Origin of the sequence: Allochromatium warmingii, from assembly GCF_900107145.1 — a bacterium.
Classification (GTDB): domain Bacteria; phylum Pseudomonadota; class Gammaproteobacteria; order Chromatiales; family Chromatiaceae; genus Thermochromatium; species Thermochromatium warmingii.
In genome coordinates this window covers 20,299-35,069 of sequence record NZ_FNOW01000027.1, presented here as the reverse complement: position 1 = coordinate 35,069, position 14,771 = coordinate 20,299, and the positions used below count along the sequence as shown (strand labels likewise).

The window sequence follows — 14,771 nt, the reverse complement described above, 5'->3', positions numbered from 1 at the left end:
AACAGATCGCATAAATCATTAAAATACGATTGCGCACCTTGCCGCTCATTGAGCGGACTGGATTGCCAAGTGGCAATAAATTCATCGGCTGTCATTGCATCAAACCTCATATTCACCGCATCACTGCATCATAATCATTTGGCAGCATAGCCATATTTTGCTCTATTCCCTCACACCACCCCACCACTCACCCCATCCGCAATCACCGCTAACTGTTGCCAAGAATCACCGGAATCAATCCCTTTAATTGCCCGATCAACATGAGCGCATTGCGCTAATAGCTCGCGCAGACGTTTAGGTGATAACCGCCGCACCGCCCGGTCTATCAGTTCTTGACGCATTCGCGGTACGCGATGTTTGGTATAAATTGGCTCCAATGACATGCGCCGCGCTAATGCCCCTGCCGCTTCAGCTAAGAGCCGTAATTCACGCGCCAGCACCCACAGCACTAATACATCCGCTGTCCCCTCCGCTTTAAGCACGGACAAGACCCGCTGCACCCGCGCTCGATCTCCATTCAGTGCCGCATCGGTGAGCGCAAATAAATCAAAACGCGCACTGTCCGCTAAATTACCGAGTAAATCATCTAATTCAAGCGGGCCTGCTTCATGCAGCAAGCGCAGTTTTTCAATCTCCTGCACCGCTGCAAGTAAATTGCCTTCGGAACGCTCGGCTAATAGCGCCGCTACCCCCGCGCCCGGCTGAAAGCTATTCGCTTGTAGCCGCTGCGTGACCCAGCTTTCTAGCTCGCGCTCTTTCATCGGCCATACTTGAACAATCACGCCAAGTGATTCGATGCGCTTGACCCACACCGCCTGTAATTCTTTGCGCTCCATTCCGGGCGCGAGAATCAGCAATACATTATCGGGACTCGGACGCTCGCAATAAGCACGAATCGCCTCACTGCCCTCTTTACCGACTTTGCCATTGGCAACCCGCAATTCGAGCAAACGCCGCGCTGAAAACAGCGATAGCGCATCCGCCGCCGCTGCCAGCGCCGCCCATTGAAATTGACCCTCGGTATCGAGAATTTCACGCTCATTGAATCCCGCTCGCCGCGCCGCCTCGCGCACCAATCGCGCCGCTTCGCCGAATTGATAGGGTTCATCGCCGCAAAGCAGATACACAGGCGCGAGTCCAGCTTTGAGTTTGGAGCCAAGCTCGTTCAAACGAATAGCCATGATATATTTTCCGTCAACACACACCCGTCACCCCGTGGGGCACGCTAGGATTATGGTTGAAATTAAACATCGTGAAACCGGCGCGATTCTGGAAACCATCGCTACCGAGTCGTTGGTTGGCGCAGATTTGCGCGACATGCAATTAAGTGGCGCAGATTTGCGCGGGATGGATTTGAGTGGCGCTAACCTGACCTCCAGCGATTTGGATGGCGCGTGTCTCGCCGGAGCACGGTTGGTTGATGCCATTTTGATCGGCGCTCATCTCAAGCAAGCTGATTTGAGCAACGCCGATCTCACCCGCGCCCGTCTTGGCTCGGAACATCCGGCACGCTCGGCGATGCTCAATCATGTCAATCTCGCCGGAGCGCGACTGGCACAGGCCGATCTGCGTGGCGTCGAGATTCGTTACGCCAATCTACAGGGCGCGGACTTGAGCCATGCCGATTTGCGCAGCACCGATTTTCACGGCAGCGATCTGCGCGCGGTCAAAGCCATACACGCGCTTTTTATCCGCGCCAATCTGCGCGAGGCAGATTTATCGGATGCGGATTTGCGCGACTGTCATCTTAATGACGCCAATTTAGTCCGCGCCAATCTCAGTCACGCCGATCTGACTAGCACCACCGCTGACGGTTTTACCGTGCTCAATCTGGCCAATCTGGAGGGTGCGAATCTCAATGGTGCGCGACTGCGCGGCATTTTGGCGCAAGATACGAACTTCCGTCACGCCAATCTCACCAATGTTGATCTGACCAATGCCAGCCTCGGCGGGTCAATTTTGCATCGTGCTGATCTGACCAATGCCGATTTTGCTGGCGTCGAGCTGGCGAGCGTGACGCTGGAATTTGCTAACGTTTCTAAAGCCCGCAATGCGCAGGTTCCGAGCTATAAGCAAAATCTGCGCTGAACCCAATTAAGGGGTTTTTGGAGCAACGCTTTAATTAGACAGGATGAACAGGATTTTCAAGATTAACCGGATAAAAACACCTATTTAATCCGGTCTATCCTGTGAAATCCTGTTAATCCTGTCTATTCATGAACCTACTCTAGGAGGAAGCTGCAAGATGCCGTACTTTATTTATAAGATCGCGCCGCCGCGTCAATTGACTTATCTCGATACGGTCGCGCACTATCAGCACGCCCGCGATCTGGTGCGCGAGCGCCGTCACGCCGAGCCACCGGATACGGGCGTGGAATATCGCTTGGTCTTTGCGCACCAGCAGGGTGAGGCCGAGCGGTTGCTGTCAACGCCACGCGAAACGCGAGTGATTGGTGAAGATTAAGTGCTGATGTGCGCTCACACCGCTGGTTTGGTGGTATGTTTCATCCCATGAACACACACTTCTCTGAATTACTCCTCCCTGACGCACTGATGCGCGGTTTAGCCAACGAAGGCTATGCAACCGCGACTCCGGTACAGGCGCAGGTGATTCCGCTGGCGATGGATGGTCTCGATTTGCTGGTGTCAGCCGCGACCGGTTCCGGCAAAACGGCGGCATTTTTGCTGCCGATCATGCAGCGGTTTCTCGATGCACCGCGCCGCGACGGGAGCACCCGTGCCCTGATTCTGGTGCCAACCCGTGAGCTGGCGCGACAGATTCATATTCATTTTATGCGTCTCGGTAGCTATACACGCCTTCAGAGCGGCGTGATTACCGGCGGCGAATCTAAAGCGCATCAGATTGCAACCCTGCGCAAAAATCCTGAAATCTTGGTCGCTACTCCGGGGCGGCTGCTGGAATTTCTCGAAACCGGTCAGGCCGATCTGCACGATCTGGAATTTCTCGTGCTCGACGAAGCCGACCGGATGCTCGACATGGGGTTTGCTGATGATGTGCTGGCGATCATTCGCTATAGCCGTCCGCAACGTCAATCGCTGCTGTTTTCGGCGACGCTCGACCATCGCGGCCTGCGCCCGATCACCGAGCGGCTGTTGCGCAACCCGCAGCGCGTCGAGATTGATGCGGTGCGCCAGCAACATCCCGATATTGCGCATTGGCTGTTTTTAAGTGATGGCATTGAACACAAGCGCGAGCAAGTGCTGTGGCTGTTGCGTAATGAAACCTATGATAAAGCCGTCATTTTCACCAATACCCGTGCTGGTGCCGAGGCGCTGGGCAATTTTCTGCAAGGTCAACAGCAGCGGGTCGCGGTGCTGCATGGTGAACTCGATCAACGCGAACGCAATCGCGTGATGGGGCTGCTGCATAGCGGGCGGGTGAGCACGCTAATTGCGACCGATCTCGCGGCGCGTGGTCTCGATGTCCCCGGCGTGCAGCGCGTGTTTAATTTCGACTTGCCACGTAGCGGCGATGATTATCTGCATCGCACTGGTCGCACCGGGCGGGCTGGGGAAGCTGGGGTGGCGATTTCGCTGGTCAGTCCGCAAGAATGGAACCGCATGGAGAGCATTACCCGCTATCTCAATTTAACTGTTGAGCAGCGTGACATCACCGGCCTCAAGGCCAGTTTTAAGGGGCCAGTTAAACGCAAAAAGCCGAGCAAGCCAACCGCGACGAGTGCTAAACGCAAGGCGACGGCTGCTGTTACCGAGCAACCGCGCAAGAAGGAACGTCTGCGTGACCGTAAAAACATCGGCAAGCGGCGCGTGCCAGCGAGCGTACAGGCGCAGGAGGCCGGTCATGCGCCACTGACACGGCGCGGGCGTGATGTGGGGGGCAAGCCGGATGAGGACTCAACTGCATCCTAGCAGCTGTAACCAATAATTATATGTTGACAATCAAGCGTACTGATGAATTTGCCGCGTGGCTCGATGGCCTAAAAGATCGCAACACGCGCATGCGTCTTAATCGTCGTCTTGATCGAGCAAGTTGCGGTCAACTTGGAGACATCAAAGCGGTTGGAGCAGGCGTTTTCGAGATGCGTGAACATTTTGGCCCTGGTTGGCGACTGTATTACGTTCAGCGCGGTACCGTATTGATTGTTATGCTGGGTGGCGGTGATAAATCGACTCAAGCGGCTGATATCGCTAAAGCGATTGAATGCGCCGCCCAGATTGAGGACTGATCAATGAACGATACAATTTGCATTGCGGATTTACCTGACTTTGACCCAGCTGAACATCTAAAAGATGAAGCTGATATCGCCGCTTACCTGACGCTCGTCATTGAAGAAGGCGATCCATCTGAACTTGCACACGCACTCGGAATCGTAGCACGCGCATGCGGTATGACGGATATTGCGAGTGCATCGGGATTAACACGCGAAACACTCTATCGAGCCTTACGTCCGAATGCACAACCGCATTTCGATACTGTAAACCGAGTCTGTCAAGCATTAGGGGTTAAATTGATTGCTCAACCGATCCATCATTCCAACTAATACGTGACCCACAGGTTGCGCCGTTATCGACGCATCGTAAATCAGCCAATCTTAACCTCATCGCCTACGCCTGACATAAGCTGCAAACACGCCGGAACACGCTCTATACACCAGCAACCCGCCGCCCGCTGCCAAAAGTCCCGCACCGATCTGACCGGATCGAGCGGTTCTTGACCCAACAGCCGCCACGCCAGCCGGAGTGCGGGCAGCGGGTCAGTGTCAGTGATGGGCGCAGCAGCCAGCGATTTGCTCAATTTGCGCCCCTGTTGATCGAGCAGCAGCGGAATATGCGCATAACCGGGCGTCGGTAGCCCAAGCGCCCGTTGCAGCCCAATCTGACGCGGCGTGGAGAGCAACAGATCCGCGCCGCGTACCACCTGTGTGATGCCCTGCCACGCATCGTCAACCACTACCGCAAGCTGATAGGCGTGGAGTCCGTCGGCGCGACGTAGAACAAAATCCCCAATCGCCTCGGCGACCACATGACCCTGTTTGCCCTGAATGCGATCTACCACATCAATCGGCTTGGCGGTCGTGCGCAGCCGCAGACTCCGCGCTCGGCGTCCGGGTGGCAGACCCGCACGACAGGTACCGGGATAGATCGGCCCCTCTAGTCCCTGACGGGCGTGGGCGGCGATTTCAGCGCGGCTACATCCGCACGCATACACCAGCCCGAGCGCCGCTAACTGCGCGAGTGCGGCATCATAGGCAGCGTGGCGGGTGTGTTGAAACACGATGGGTTCATCCCAGTCACAGCCGAAGGCGTGCAGGGTGCGCTGAATGGCAGCGGCAGCGCCGGGGACGGTTCGCGGGCGGTCGAGGTCTTCGATGCGCAACAGCCAGATGCCGTTATGAGCGCGGGCATCGGCATAGCTGGCCACTGCTGCCAGTAGCGAGCCGAAATGCAGGGGGCCGGTCGGGGAGGGGGCGAAGCGGCCTCGGTAGCTGGACGCGACCGCTGCGGCTTCGCCGTTCATGACAAAAACACTCAGCCGCGCTGTTTTTCGCGGATTTCGTCGAGCGTTTTGCAGTCGATGCAGAGGGTTGCCGTCGGACGTGCTTCCAGACGCCGAATGCCGATCTCCACACCACAGGCTTCACAATAGCCGTAGTCGTGATTGTCGAGCCGGTCGAGCGCCTCGTCGATCTTCTTAATCAGCTTGCGCTCGCGGTCGCGGGTACGCAGCTCAAGGCTAAATTCCGATTCTTGGGTCGCACGATCATTGGGATCGGGGAAGTTAGTCGCCTCGTCCTGCATGTGATGCACGGTGCGATCCACTTCTTCCATCAGCGAGCGTTTCCAGTCGAGCAGAATTTCGCGGAAATGCGCCTCTTGATCGGCGTTCATGTATTCCTCGTCGCTACCAGCTTGGTAGGGTGCGAAGGAATAGCCCTCGGCAGTCTGTTGACGTGTTGCGGTCATGGTATTGTAACTCCTCCTGTGAACCGCGCTGGCGCAGTCGGTCAGCGTGCGGTTTTTTGGATGCTCAGTGGCTCCCTGCGGCGCGAACGCGACCTCCGCCAGCGGCCCGTGCCGAGAAAGCGTGCTTAAGTACCAGATCGCGCATCAGCGGGCAACTGCTCTTCGTTGCGCAAACAATATGTAGACAAGCCGCCTATTCGTCGAATGCCGTGCGAGGTTCTTCAGCAAGTGGTAAAACGGCAGTTAAAGCAAGAGAGTCAGGCGCAGATTTAGACAGGATTAACCTGATGTTTCAAGATTAACAGGATTTTTTAAGACAGTTTTGGATTTATTTTTTAATTAATCCTGTTAATCCTGTTAATCCTGTCTAAATCAATCTTAAGCGCCACTCCCGCCCGTCCAGTATTTCTGCTCACACTGCCGCACAAATTCAACGGTAATTCGACTCAATTCCGCTTTTGCCGCATCTTTTTCAATAATACGCCGAATCATCGGCCGAATAATTGCCGGCGCTTCGCCAACCCGCTGTTGCGCATCGGCATTCCACACCAATCCGAGTTTTTTATTTGCCCAATGCCCAACCGCTGGCGGCGGCACATCCTGAAATTCATGCAGCGTCAAACCCGGCGTTCCGCCAAATGCGGCCTCAGCCAACGTATCCGACATGGTTTTACCAAATGACTGCGTAAAAACCGGAAACGCTGGATCATTCTCAAAAATCACCCGTTTTAATTCCAGAATCCGAGCACGGCGGGCATCCTGTGATTCGGGAATTAAATCGCTCAACGTTCGATCCAGATAACCGCACCAGCATTCAAGCACCGCATCAAAGGCGGTGAAAAATTGTTCTGGTGTCAGCGGCTTGAATGAACAATGCAGCAAGTATGGTGATGTTACTGCTTCCAGCAGTGGCAAACTCTCATCTGGCAATTGCAATGCGGCTCGCTGAATGCGGGCAATCTGAGCAAAAGGCTCTAAATCCAACGTATTAGAACAGGGCGCAAGATCGAGCGTTAATAATGTGCGTTCCGGCGGCTGACCGCCAACATGCAGCAGCAGTGCCGGAATATCATAAGCGAGGCGCGGATAGGCAAAAATCACCAATCCCCAGCGCCCTGCACGCAATGAATAACGATTCACCATCACCCGATCAAGCTTTTCGCCCTGATATAAACGACTGTGACTGAACACCTGTTTGCCATTGGCTTGATGACAGGCGCTGTATTCAGTCACAGTATCTTGATCCAGACGTCCACCGAGCCGCTCAAAAAAACGTTGCTCATGTGAGAGCCAGGGGTTCGCGTTTAAATCAATCGCTGCAATCATGGGTGCAATGCTGTCCGGTTGTTGAATAATCGAGCGAATGGAGACGGCCATCTAACCCTTAAATAACCAGGGCAATATATCTTCAAAACGCGAAGCAAAATGCACCTCTAACCCCTTGCGCACATGCTCAGGCACTTCTTCAAAATCACCTTGATTATCCGCTGGCAGAATAATCTCTTTAATTCCCGCCCGCCGCGCTGCAATCAGCTTTTCGCGGATACCACCGACTGGAAAAACTTCACCAGTCAGCGTAATTTCACCAGTCATTGCAATGCGCCGCACTGGTTGATTTCGCGCTAATGATAAGAGCGCCGACGCTAATGTAATGCCCGCCGATGGGCCGTCTTTCGGTGTTGCGCCAGCCGGAACATGTACATGAATAAAGGATTTTTCAAAAAATCCTGGATCAATGCCAAAATCCTGTGCATGACTAATAATATAGCCATAGGCAATTTCAGCCGATTCTTTCATTACATCGCCAAGCTGACCAGTGAGCTTAAATCCGCGAGTAAAGCTATGTGTATGCGCTGCTTCAATTGATAAGGTCGCGCCACCCATTGCCGTCCAAGCTAATCCCGTCACCACGCCCGGCCCAGATAATTTGCGCTCATCGCGGAATACTGGACTGCCCAAATAGCCTTTTAAATCCTGCGCATGGACGCAAATTGGGGTCGTCTCGCCTTCGAGCATCCGCACTGCAACCTTGCGCACAATTTTGCCAAGCTGTTTTTCCAAGCGCCGCACGCCGGCATCACGAGCATAGCCTTCAATTAAAGCCCGCAGCGTTGCGGTGTCGAGCTTGACGGTTTTTTTGCCGATTCCAGCGCGTTCTATTTGGCGCGGCAGCAGATATTTTTTGGCAATCTGGAGCTTTTCTTCAGCGATATAGCCGGAAAGCTTAATCACTTCCATACGGTCAAGTAATGGCCCAGGGATGGTGTCAAGCTGATTGGCGGTGCAGACGAATAACACTTTCGATAAATCAAACCGCAGATCGAGATAATGATCGAGGAAATCCGTGTTTTGTTCGGGATCAAGTACTTCAAGTAATGCTGAAGCCGGATCACCATGATAGGATGCGCCGATTTTGTCGATTTCATCGAGCAGAATAACTGGATTTGCGGTCTCAGCTTCTTTCATTGCTTGCAGAAATTTACCCGGCATCGCGCCAATATAGGTGCGCCGATGACCTTTAATTTCAGCTTCATCGCGGATGCCACCGACTGAGAACCGATAAAAGCGCCGCCCGAGGGCATCGGCAATGGAATGACCGATTGAGGTTTTGCCAACACCCGGCGGCCCGACAAGCAGAATAATCGAGCCGGAAATCTCGCCCTTGTGAATGCCCACCGCAAGAAATTCAAGAATGCGTTCCTTGACATCTTCCAAGCCATAATGATCGCGGTCGAGAATCCGCCGCGCACGCTTGAGATTAAGAATGTCGGTGGAATGCTGGCCCCAGGGTAATAGCGTAATCCAGTCTAAATAATTGCGCGTGACCGCATATTCAGGTGAGCCAGTTTCGAGCATTCCGAGCTTATCGAGTTCTTCATCAACCCGCTTTTGCGCCTGTTCGGTTAATGTTAAACTCGCCAGACGGTCGCGAAATTTGTCGATCTCGGCAGTGCGATCATCTTTAGCAATGCCGAGTTCTTTTTGAATCGCTTTTAATTGCTCGCGCAAAAAGAATTCACGCTGCTGCTTGTGCATTTTTTCTTCGACAGTGCGCCGAATTTTTTGTTGCGCCCGCGCTAATTCTAGCTCATTATTTAGCAGCACTAGCACCTTTTCCATGCGCGGTAGCAGTGGCAAAATTTCTAGCACTTCTTGAAGCTGATTTTTGGTCGAAGTGGTTAAACTGGCGGCAAAATCCGCTAAATGCGATGGATCATCCGGGCCAAAACGGTCGAGAAACATCCGCAATTCTTCAACATACAGCGGATTAAGTGGTAATAGCTCTTTAATGGTATTGATAACAGCCATCGCATAGGCTTTCACCTCGGCGTTGGGCGGCCCTTCTGGTTCGGGCAAATAGGTCACGCGAGCACGAAACGGTGTTTCGGGATGCGTCCAGCCGTCGATACGAAAACGCTGGAGACACTCGACCAGCACTTGCAAATGACCGTCCTGATGATGCACGCGATGCACGCGACACGCGGTACCAATCTGCCGAAAATTCGCCGTCGTCGCCTCTTCTGAGGTCTCGCTATCGACCAGCACCACGCCGAGAATCTTGGGCGCAGTCTTGGTCACCGCCTTCATCGTCGGCGACCAGTGTTCGGCAGACATCATCAGCGGCACCGCCTGCCCAGGAAAAAACGGACGCGAGGCGACCGGCAGCAGGTGAATGTCGCCTGGCAGCACGTCGGTTGCTCGCGCCAACTGCACCGGCGTGACCTCGGCATCGAGTGCAACGGTAGTCGTCGCGTCAGTCTGATCGGGGCGCGACGGCGTACTCGCATCGTGCTCCGCGTTGGTCACCTCATCATCCTCTCGCATAGTCGTCGCCTCGCTCGCCATATCACACACACAGAATTGCGCAATTTCAGGTTTTCGTCACCAATTTGCAAGCGGCGGTAAGATAGTCGCACTGTTCCTCACCCAAGCCGATGGAGAATCACGCGATGAAATTCGTTAGCCGATCAATTCAGCCATGTTGTACCACGCGGGGGTTTTGATTCCTCGGCGCACGAGCAGTTTTTATATCGCGACGATCTGATATTTAACTACGCAATCAATCGCCATTACAGGGCTTGGAGGCGGCGAGTATCTTGATATATAGGATTTGAAAGCCAGTAGCTGCTAACCAGCCGAATGCCGTACACTATTCTTTTCAGCGGAACGGCTCGAACACTATGTGCACCACCTGCGGCTGTACCCTCACTTCCGGCACCACGCCCGCTATCGAAAGCGATACAAATGGTCAAACTACGGTCGCCGTGCTACACGGGTTGCTATCGGCGAACGATCATCAGGCGGCGCATAACCGCGAGCATGTCGATCAGCATGGTGTGCTGGCTATCAATTTGATGTCGTCGCCCGGCGCGGGCAAAACCAGTCTGCTTGAAGCAACCATTGAAGCACTGAGCGCCACATGGCGGATCGCGGTGATTGAAGGTGATTTGGAGACTGAAAATGACGCCGAGCGCATCCGCGCCAAAGGGGTTCCGGCCATCCAGATTACGACCGGCACGGCCTGTCATCTCGACGCGCACCTGATCCATCAGGCACTGCATCAGCTCGATCTCGACGCTATCGACCTGCTATTGATCGAGAACGTCGGCAATCTGGTTTGCCCGGCGAGTTTCGATCTTGGTCAGCATCGCAACGTGATTCTGCTCTCCGTGCCCGAGGGCGATGACAAACCAGCCAAATATCCGGTGATGTTCCGGGCGGCGGATCTGGTGCTGTGCGCAAAAGCCGATCTGTTGCCCGTGATGCCCGAATTCGATCCCGAACGCGCTGAACAGCATCTGCGGGCGCTAGCGAGTTCGGCGCCGTTCATGCGTGTTTCGGTGCGCACGCCGCCAGCACTGCAACCCTGGTTCGACTGGCTCGACACGACCTTACAGATCCAGCGGGCGCGATTAGCCAGCGGTCACACAACGCGCCCGACGCTGGAGACGCCGACACATCGTGTGCCTGAGCGCGATCACGCCGCTTCGGGGCATCATCATCACCACCATCATCACGATCATCAGCACGCTGAGTCTACGCCCGCGCACGACTGAGCGGATCACCGAATCACGGACAGGAGCGCACTGGCGCGTTTGGCTGTCAGCGCGACCGAGATTGATACAACACATGGACGCTCGATCACACCAAAAAACCGGCAACAAAACCGGAGCTGGAGGATTGATTGCATGTCACTGTTGAGCAAACTGAAACCGACTCGGGCAATGCTGATCGTCGGTGCCGCGAGTCTGCTGACGGCGGTGCCTGTGAGTCAGGCGTTTGATTTCGGCAACATGATGAACCCGAATCGCTGGTTCGGTGGCGACCGCGACCGCTACGATGAGCGCCAAGATGATCCCTACTGGGGTGGCCCGCCGATCCCGCTCGGCCCCTATGGTGGTTATGGTTATCCGGGTGTTTATGGTGCGCCCTACGCGATGCCCTATGGGGTGCCGGTACCAGCGCCTGCTGTGCAACCGCCCGCGCAATCGCAAGCACAACCGAATGTTGATCCCAACGAAGTCGAGGCACTCAAGCGCCGCATCGAGGAGCTAGAAGCGCGTCAACAGCGGCCATCGCCACCGCAGTCTGCGCCAGCGGAGTGGCCGACCGCGCCGCCGGCCTTTCGACCGATGAATCAATACTAATCTTGCAAATCATGCCTCAGACCCGCGACGGCGCGTGTGCCGCTGACTCCACATCCGGCTCAGAGACGCCGTGCCGTTGCCGGTCGCGCTCGATCACTTTGAGCACGTCCAATCTGTCCGGCACGCCTGCACGCGATGCGCGAGCGGATGTGGTGGTGGTGATCGTCAACTATAACGCTGGGGCGCATCTGCGCCGCTGTCTCGCCGCCTTAGCCGCGCAGACTGTAAAACCACAGGTGACGGTGCTGGTTGACAATGCCAGCACGGATGACAGCCTCAATGGACTCGAAACGATTGATCCCGAACTGCGCGTGATCCGCGCTGCGCAGAATCTCGGCTTTGCGGCGGCGAATAATCTGGGGGTGCGCGAAGCGCCGCCGACAACCTGGGTGGTGACGCTCAATCCCGATGCGTTTCCGGCACCAGATTGGCTCGAACAGTTGCTCCACGCCGCGCACACGCACCCGGAATACAGTTTTTTTGCCTCCTGTTTGCTGCTCGATGGTGATGCGACGCGACTCGATGGCGCGGGTGACTGTTATCACCGTAGCGGTCTGGCCTGGCGACGGCAGCACGGTCAAGCGGCATGGTCAGCAGTAGCGGCGGGTGAAGTATTCGCGCCCTGCGCGGCGGCGGCGCTGTATCGGCGCGATCAGTTCGAGGCGGTCGGCGGATTCGATGCCGATTTTTTCTGCTATTTGGAAGATGTCGATCTCGCATTTCGGCTGCGGCTTGCCGGTCAGCGATGCTGGTATATGCCCGAGGCGCAGGTGCTGCATGTCGGGTCAGCCGTGACTGGCTATCGCAGTGATTTTTCGACCTATTACGGTCAGCGCAATCTGGTCTGGACGTATGTGCAGAACATGCCGTCGGCGCTACTGTGGCGCTCGCTGCCGCTGTTTCTGCTAGTCAATCTTGCGGCGCTGCTGATTGGTGCGCGACGTGGACAGTTTGGCGTGGTGGCGCGGGCAAAATGGGCGGCGGTGCGCGGTTTGGGTCAGGCGCTGCGCAAACGGCGAGCGCGTCAGGCTACGCGCTGCATCACGGATTCGGAGCTAGATCAGGTGCTGGAGCAGGGGTGGCGGGCGTTGCTCCGGCGGCGATGAGCGATCAGCTTCGCTATTTGTAACCGTCCGTTTGTGTTCGGATGCGATCTGTTTATCCACTCATTATCAACATGCACACCATTGTTCAACCTGCTGTTAGCGTGATTATCGTCAATTACAACGCTGGCCCTCTGCTGACGGCGGCGGTGGGCGCGGCGCTTGCCTCTAGTGTGCCGGTTGAGGTCATCATCAGCGATAACGGTTCGCAGGATGACAGTCTCGATCAGCTTCGCACCGCACACGGCACTGATATGCGCCTGCGGATTGTCGAGAATGGCGCTAATCTCGGTTTTGCAGCGGCAAATAATCGTGTCCTGCCGCTGGCGCGGGCCGAGCGGCTGCTGTTTCTCAATCCCGATTGTTTTATTGCACCGGATACGCTGGAACGGCTGCTGCCCCAGTTCGACGCGCATCCGGCCGTCGGCATGATCGGCTGTTTGGTGTGCGATCCCGATGGGCGCGAACAGGTCGCCTGTCGCCGCGCTATTCCCGATCCCTGGAACGCGCTACAGCGCCTGCTGCATCTGGATCGCCTCGTTCACACGACCAGCGACCGGCGTCTCGATCAGCGCCAGCAGCCGCTGCCGACCGCGCCGACGCCAGTTGCGGCCATTTCCGGTTCATTGATGTTGACGACGCGCCGCGCACTGGAACAGGTCGGGCCGCTCGATGCGGGATATTTTTTGCACTGCGAGGATCTGGATTGGTTCGTGCGCTTTCACGCGGCGGGCTTACAGATTCTGTTCGTGCCGGATGTGCGGGTGATTCATCACAAAGGCGGCTGTAGCACCGGCAATCCGCTCGCGGTAGAGCGGCACAAGCATCGCGGCATGGTGCGCTTTTTTCGGATTCATCAAGCCGCCCGCTATCCGCGCCTGTTTGGGTGGCTGGTTGTCGTGGGTATCTGGGCGCATTTCGTGTTGAAAGCTGGCGTCATCGGCTGGCGGGTATGGAGACAAACGCGATGAGACAGCGGCCACAGACTGCGCCGCTTGGTGCGGTGCTAGTGACTGGCGCAACTGGTCAGGTCGGACGGCGGCTGGTCGCATCCCTGTTGGCGAGCGGGCATCCGGTGCGGATTCTGACGCGCTCCCCGGCTGCGGCAGCGCGACTCTGGCCCCATGAACCCGTCAGCCTCCATCTCGGCGATGTGACAATGCCGGAGACCCTCAAGGAACTCGGAGCTGATGTGCAAACCGTGTTTCATCTGGCCAGCTACGCGCCGCGCCCCGATGAACCAGATCTCTACAATGCGCCTGAGCATTGGCGCGTCACGGCTGACGGGACAGCTAATCTGCTTGCTGCACTCGCGCCGGCGACCATTGAGCGATTGGTGTATATCAGCACGGTCAAGGCGATGGGCGAACAGGCGGGTACACATGGCTATCCGGCCCGCGCCGATACGCCGCCGGCACCGGACTGCCTGTACGGTCGCGCCAAGCTCGCGGCGGAACAGCAGGTGCTGGCGTTTGGCCACGCGCACGGCATCAAAGCGAGTGTGATGCGGCTGCCGATGGTTTACGGTATCGATGGGGCCGGAAACCTAACACGGCTGGTTGCAGCCATCGCCGCTGGACGCTTTCCACCCTGGCCGCCGCTAGAAAACGCCCGTTCAGCGGTGCATGTTGAAGATGTCATCGCGGCAGCGCGGCTGTTAGCGCAACATCCGGCCAGCGGCGGCCAGACATACCTCGTGACCGATGGGGCCAGTTATTCAACCCGCTGGATGTATGAACAAATTCGGCTGGCGCTGGGTCGTCCGCTGCCGCGTTGGTCTGTACCGCTCTGGGCACTACGCGGCGCGGCGGTCGCTGGCACACTGGCTGAACGCTGGCTCGGACGGCGGATGCCGCTGACGCAGGAGACGTTGGCAAAGTTGACTGGCAATGCATGGTACGACGCGAGCGCCCTCACCGCGCTGGGGTTTGTGCCGCAGTATGGGCTGGCGCGGGAGATTGAGCGGTTGGCTTTGAGCTATAGCTGACATAAAAAAGCTTAAGAAACTGGAACTGCGTCACAAGCAAACCAAAAATTTTTCTGCGTATTTCCGCGCTTTCAGCGGCAAAAAAAC

At 56.2% G+C, this 14,771-nt stretch carries 15 protein-coding genes; 10 read left to right on the top strand and 5 right to left on the bottom strand.

Annotation, left to right across the window (positions count from 1 at the left end):
- Positions 1-170: 170 nt before the first annotated feature.
- On the bottom strand, positions 171-1,181 hold the full coding sequence (gene holA, locus BLW10_RS09270) for a DNA polymerase III subunit delta (protein ID WP_091334154.1): 1,011 nt from the start codon (positions 1,179-1,181) through the stop codon (positions 171-173).
- Between the two features lie 34 nt (positions 1,182-1,215).
- Here holA and BLW10_RS09265 point away from each other — a divergent pair, with 34 nt between their 5' ends.
- The 5 genes from BLW10_RS09265 to BLW10_RS09245 all read left to right on the top strand — a co-directional run bounded on the left by BLW10_RS09265 (position 1,216) and on the right by BLW10_RS09245 (position 4,523).
- Positions 1,216-2,088, top strand: a complete 873-nt coding sequence (locus BLW10_RS09265) for a pentapeptide repeat-containing protein (RefSeq protein WP_342707521.1) — start codon at positions 1,216-1,218, stop codon at positions 2,086-2,088.
- 157 nt (positions 2,089-2,245) lie between these two features.
- Entirely contained in the window at positions 2,246-2,464 is a 219-nt protein-coding gene (locus BLW10_RS09260; protein WP_091334151.1) for a hypothetical protein, read from the top strand.
- A gap of 47 nt (positions 2,465-2,511) precedes the next feature.
- The gene (locus tag BLW10_RS09255) at positions 2,512-3,891 is read left to right on the top strand and encodes a DEAD/DEAH box helicase (protein ID WP_091334164.1); all 1,380 of its coding nucleotides are present in this window, start codon (positions 2,512-2,514) and stop codon (positions 3,889-3,891) included.
- A gap of 20 nt (positions 3,892-3,911) precedes the next feature.
- Positions 3,912-4,208, top strand: a complete 297-nt coding sequence (locus BLW10_RS09250) for a type II toxin-antitoxin system RelE/ParE family toxin (RefSeq protein WP_091334149.1) — start codon at positions 3,912-3,914, stop codon at positions 4,206-4,208.
- A 3-nt stretch (positions 4,209-4,211) separates the two neighbouring features.
- The gene (locus BLW10_RS09245; RefSeq protein ID WP_091334148.1) at positions 4,212-4,523 is read left to right on the top strand and encodes an addiction module antidote protein; all 312 of its coding nucleotides are present in this window, start codon (positions 4,212-4,214) and stop codon (positions 4,521-4,523) included.
- 41 nt (positions 4,524-4,564) lie between these two features.
- Here BLW10_RS09245 and gluQRS read toward each other — a convergent pair whose 3' ends face one another.
- The 4 genes from gluQRS to lon all read right to left on the bottom strand — a co-directional run bounded on the left by gluQRS (position 4,565) and on the right by lon (position 9,771).
- Positions 4,565-5,500, bottom strand: a complete 936-nt coding sequence (gluQRS, locus tag BLW10_RS09240) for a tRNA glutamyl-Q(34) synthetase GluQRS (protein WP_091334146.1) — start codon at positions 5,498-5,500, stop codon at positions 4,565-4,567.
- Positions 5,501-5,511: 11 nt separating this feature from the next.
- Positions 5,512-5,946: an RNA polymerase-binding protein DksA gene (gene dksA, locus BLW10_RS09235; protein ID WP_091334144.1), complete on the bottom strand. Its 435-nt coding sequence runs from the start codon at positions 5,944-5,946 to the stop codon at positions 5,512-5,514.
- Positions 5,947-6,324: 378 nt separating this feature from the next.
- Positions 6,325-7,323, bottom strand: a complete 999-nt coding sequence (locus BLW10_RS09230; RefSeq protein WP_245709299.1) for a phytochromobilin:ferredoxin oxidoreductase — start codon at positions 7,321-7,323, stop codon at positions 6,325-6,327.
- Positions 7,324-9,771 carry an endopeptidase La gene (gene lon / locus BLW10_RS09225; protein ID WP_091334160.1) on the bottom strand — a complete coding sequence of 816 codons (2,448 nt, stop codon included), beginning with the start codon at positions 9,769-9,771 and terminating at the stop codon, positions 7,324-7,326.
- Positions 9,772-10,127: 356 nt separating this feature from the next.
- On the opposite strand from lon, the gene hypB reads away from it, so the two are divergent.
- The 5 genes from hypB to BLW10_RS09200 all read left to right on the top strand — a co-directional run bounded on the left by hypB (position 10,128) and on the right by BLW10_RS09200 (position 14,684).
- Positions 10,128-11,003 carry a hydrogenase nickel incorporation protein HypB gene (gene hypB, locus BLW10_RS09220; protein ID WP_091334142.1) on the top strand — a complete coding sequence of 292 codons (876 nt, stop codon included), beginning with the start codon at positions 10,128-10,130 and terminating at the stop codon, positions 11,001-11,003.
- 132 nt (positions 11,004-11,135) lie between these two features.
- Positions 11,136-11,594 (top strand): hypothetical protein, encoded by a 459-nt coding sequence (locus tag BLW10_RS09215; protein ID WP_091334140.1) that lies wholly within the window; start codon positions 11,136-11,138, stop codon positions 11,592-11,594.
- A gap of 98 nt (positions 11,595-11,692) precedes the next feature.
- Entirely contained in the window at positions 11,693-12,700 is a 1,008-nt protein-coding gene (locus BLW10_RS09210; protein ID WP_245709298.1) for a glycosyltransferase family 2 protein, read from the top strand.
- 71 nt (positions 12,701-12,771) lie between these two features.
- A complete protein-coding gene (locus BLW10_RS09205; protein ID WP_177169037.1) occupies positions 12,772-13,668 on the top strand; it encodes a glycosyltransferase family 2 protein in 897 nt (298 codons plus the stop codon).
- Positions 13,665-14,684: an NAD-dependent epimerase/dehydratase family protein gene (locus BLW10_RS09200; protein ID WP_091334158.1), complete on the top strand. Its 1,020-nt coding sequence runs from the start codon at positions 13,665-13,667 to the stop codon at positions 14,682-14,684. Before BLW10_RS09205 ends, BLW10_RS09200 begins: the two co-directional genes overlap by 4 nt.
- Positions 14,685-14,771: the final 87 nt, after the last annotated feature.

Excerpts from the sequence above, each read along its gene's own strand:
- holA (WP_091334154.1), bottom strand. The coding sequence starts at position 1,181 with ATGGCTATTCGTTTGAACGAGCTTGGCTCCAAACTCAAAGCTGGACTC.
- BLW10_RS09260 (WP_091334151.1), top strand. The coding sequence starts at position 2,246 with ATGCCGTACTTTATTTATAAGATCGCGCCGCCGCGTCAATTGACTTAT.
- BLW10_RS09255 (WP_091334164.1), top strand. The coding sequence starts at position 2,512 with ATGAACACACACTTCTCTGAATTACTCCTCCCTGACGCACTGATGCGC.
- BLW10_RS09250 (WP_091334149.1), top strand. The coding sequence starts at position 3,912 with ATGTTGACAATCAAGCGTACTGATGAATTTGCCGCGTGGCTCGATGGC.
- BLW10_RS09245 (WP_091334148.1), top strand. The coding sequence starts at position 4,212 with ATGAACGATACAATTTGCATTGCGGATTTACCTGACTTTGACCCAGCT.
- gluQRS (WP_091334146.1), bottom strand. The coding sequence starts at position 5,500 with ATGAACGGCGAAGCCGCAGCGGTCGCGTCCAGCTACCGAGGCCGCTTC.
- dksA (WP_091334144.1), bottom strand. The coding sequence starts at position 5,946 with ATGACCGCAACACGTCAACAGACTGCCGAGGGCTATTCCTTCGCACCC.
- BLW10_RS09230 (WP_245709299.1), bottom strand. The coding sequence starts at position 7,323 with ATGGCCGTCTCCATTCGCTCGATTATTCAACAACCGGACAGCATTGCA.
- lon (WP_091334160.1), bottom strand. The coding sequence starts at position 9,771 with ATGCGAGAGGATGATGAGGTGACCAACGCGGAGCACGATGCGAGTACG.
- hypB (WP_091334142.1), top strand. The coding sequence starts at position 10,128 with ATGTGCACCACCTGCGGCTGTACCCTCACTTCCGGCACCACGCCCGCT.
- BLW10_RS09215 (WP_091334140.1), top strand. The coding sequence starts at position 11,136 with ATGTCACTGTTGAGCAAACTGAAACCGACTCGGGCAATGCTGATCGTC.
- BLW10_RS09205 (WP_177169037.1), top strand. The coding sequence starts at position 12,772 with ATGCACACCATTGTTCAACCTGCTGTTAGCGTGATTATCGTCAATTAC.
- BLW10_RS09200 (WP_091334158.1), top strand. The coding sequence starts at position 13,665 with ATGAGACAGCGGCCACAGACTGCGCCGCTTGGTGCGGTGCTAGTGACT.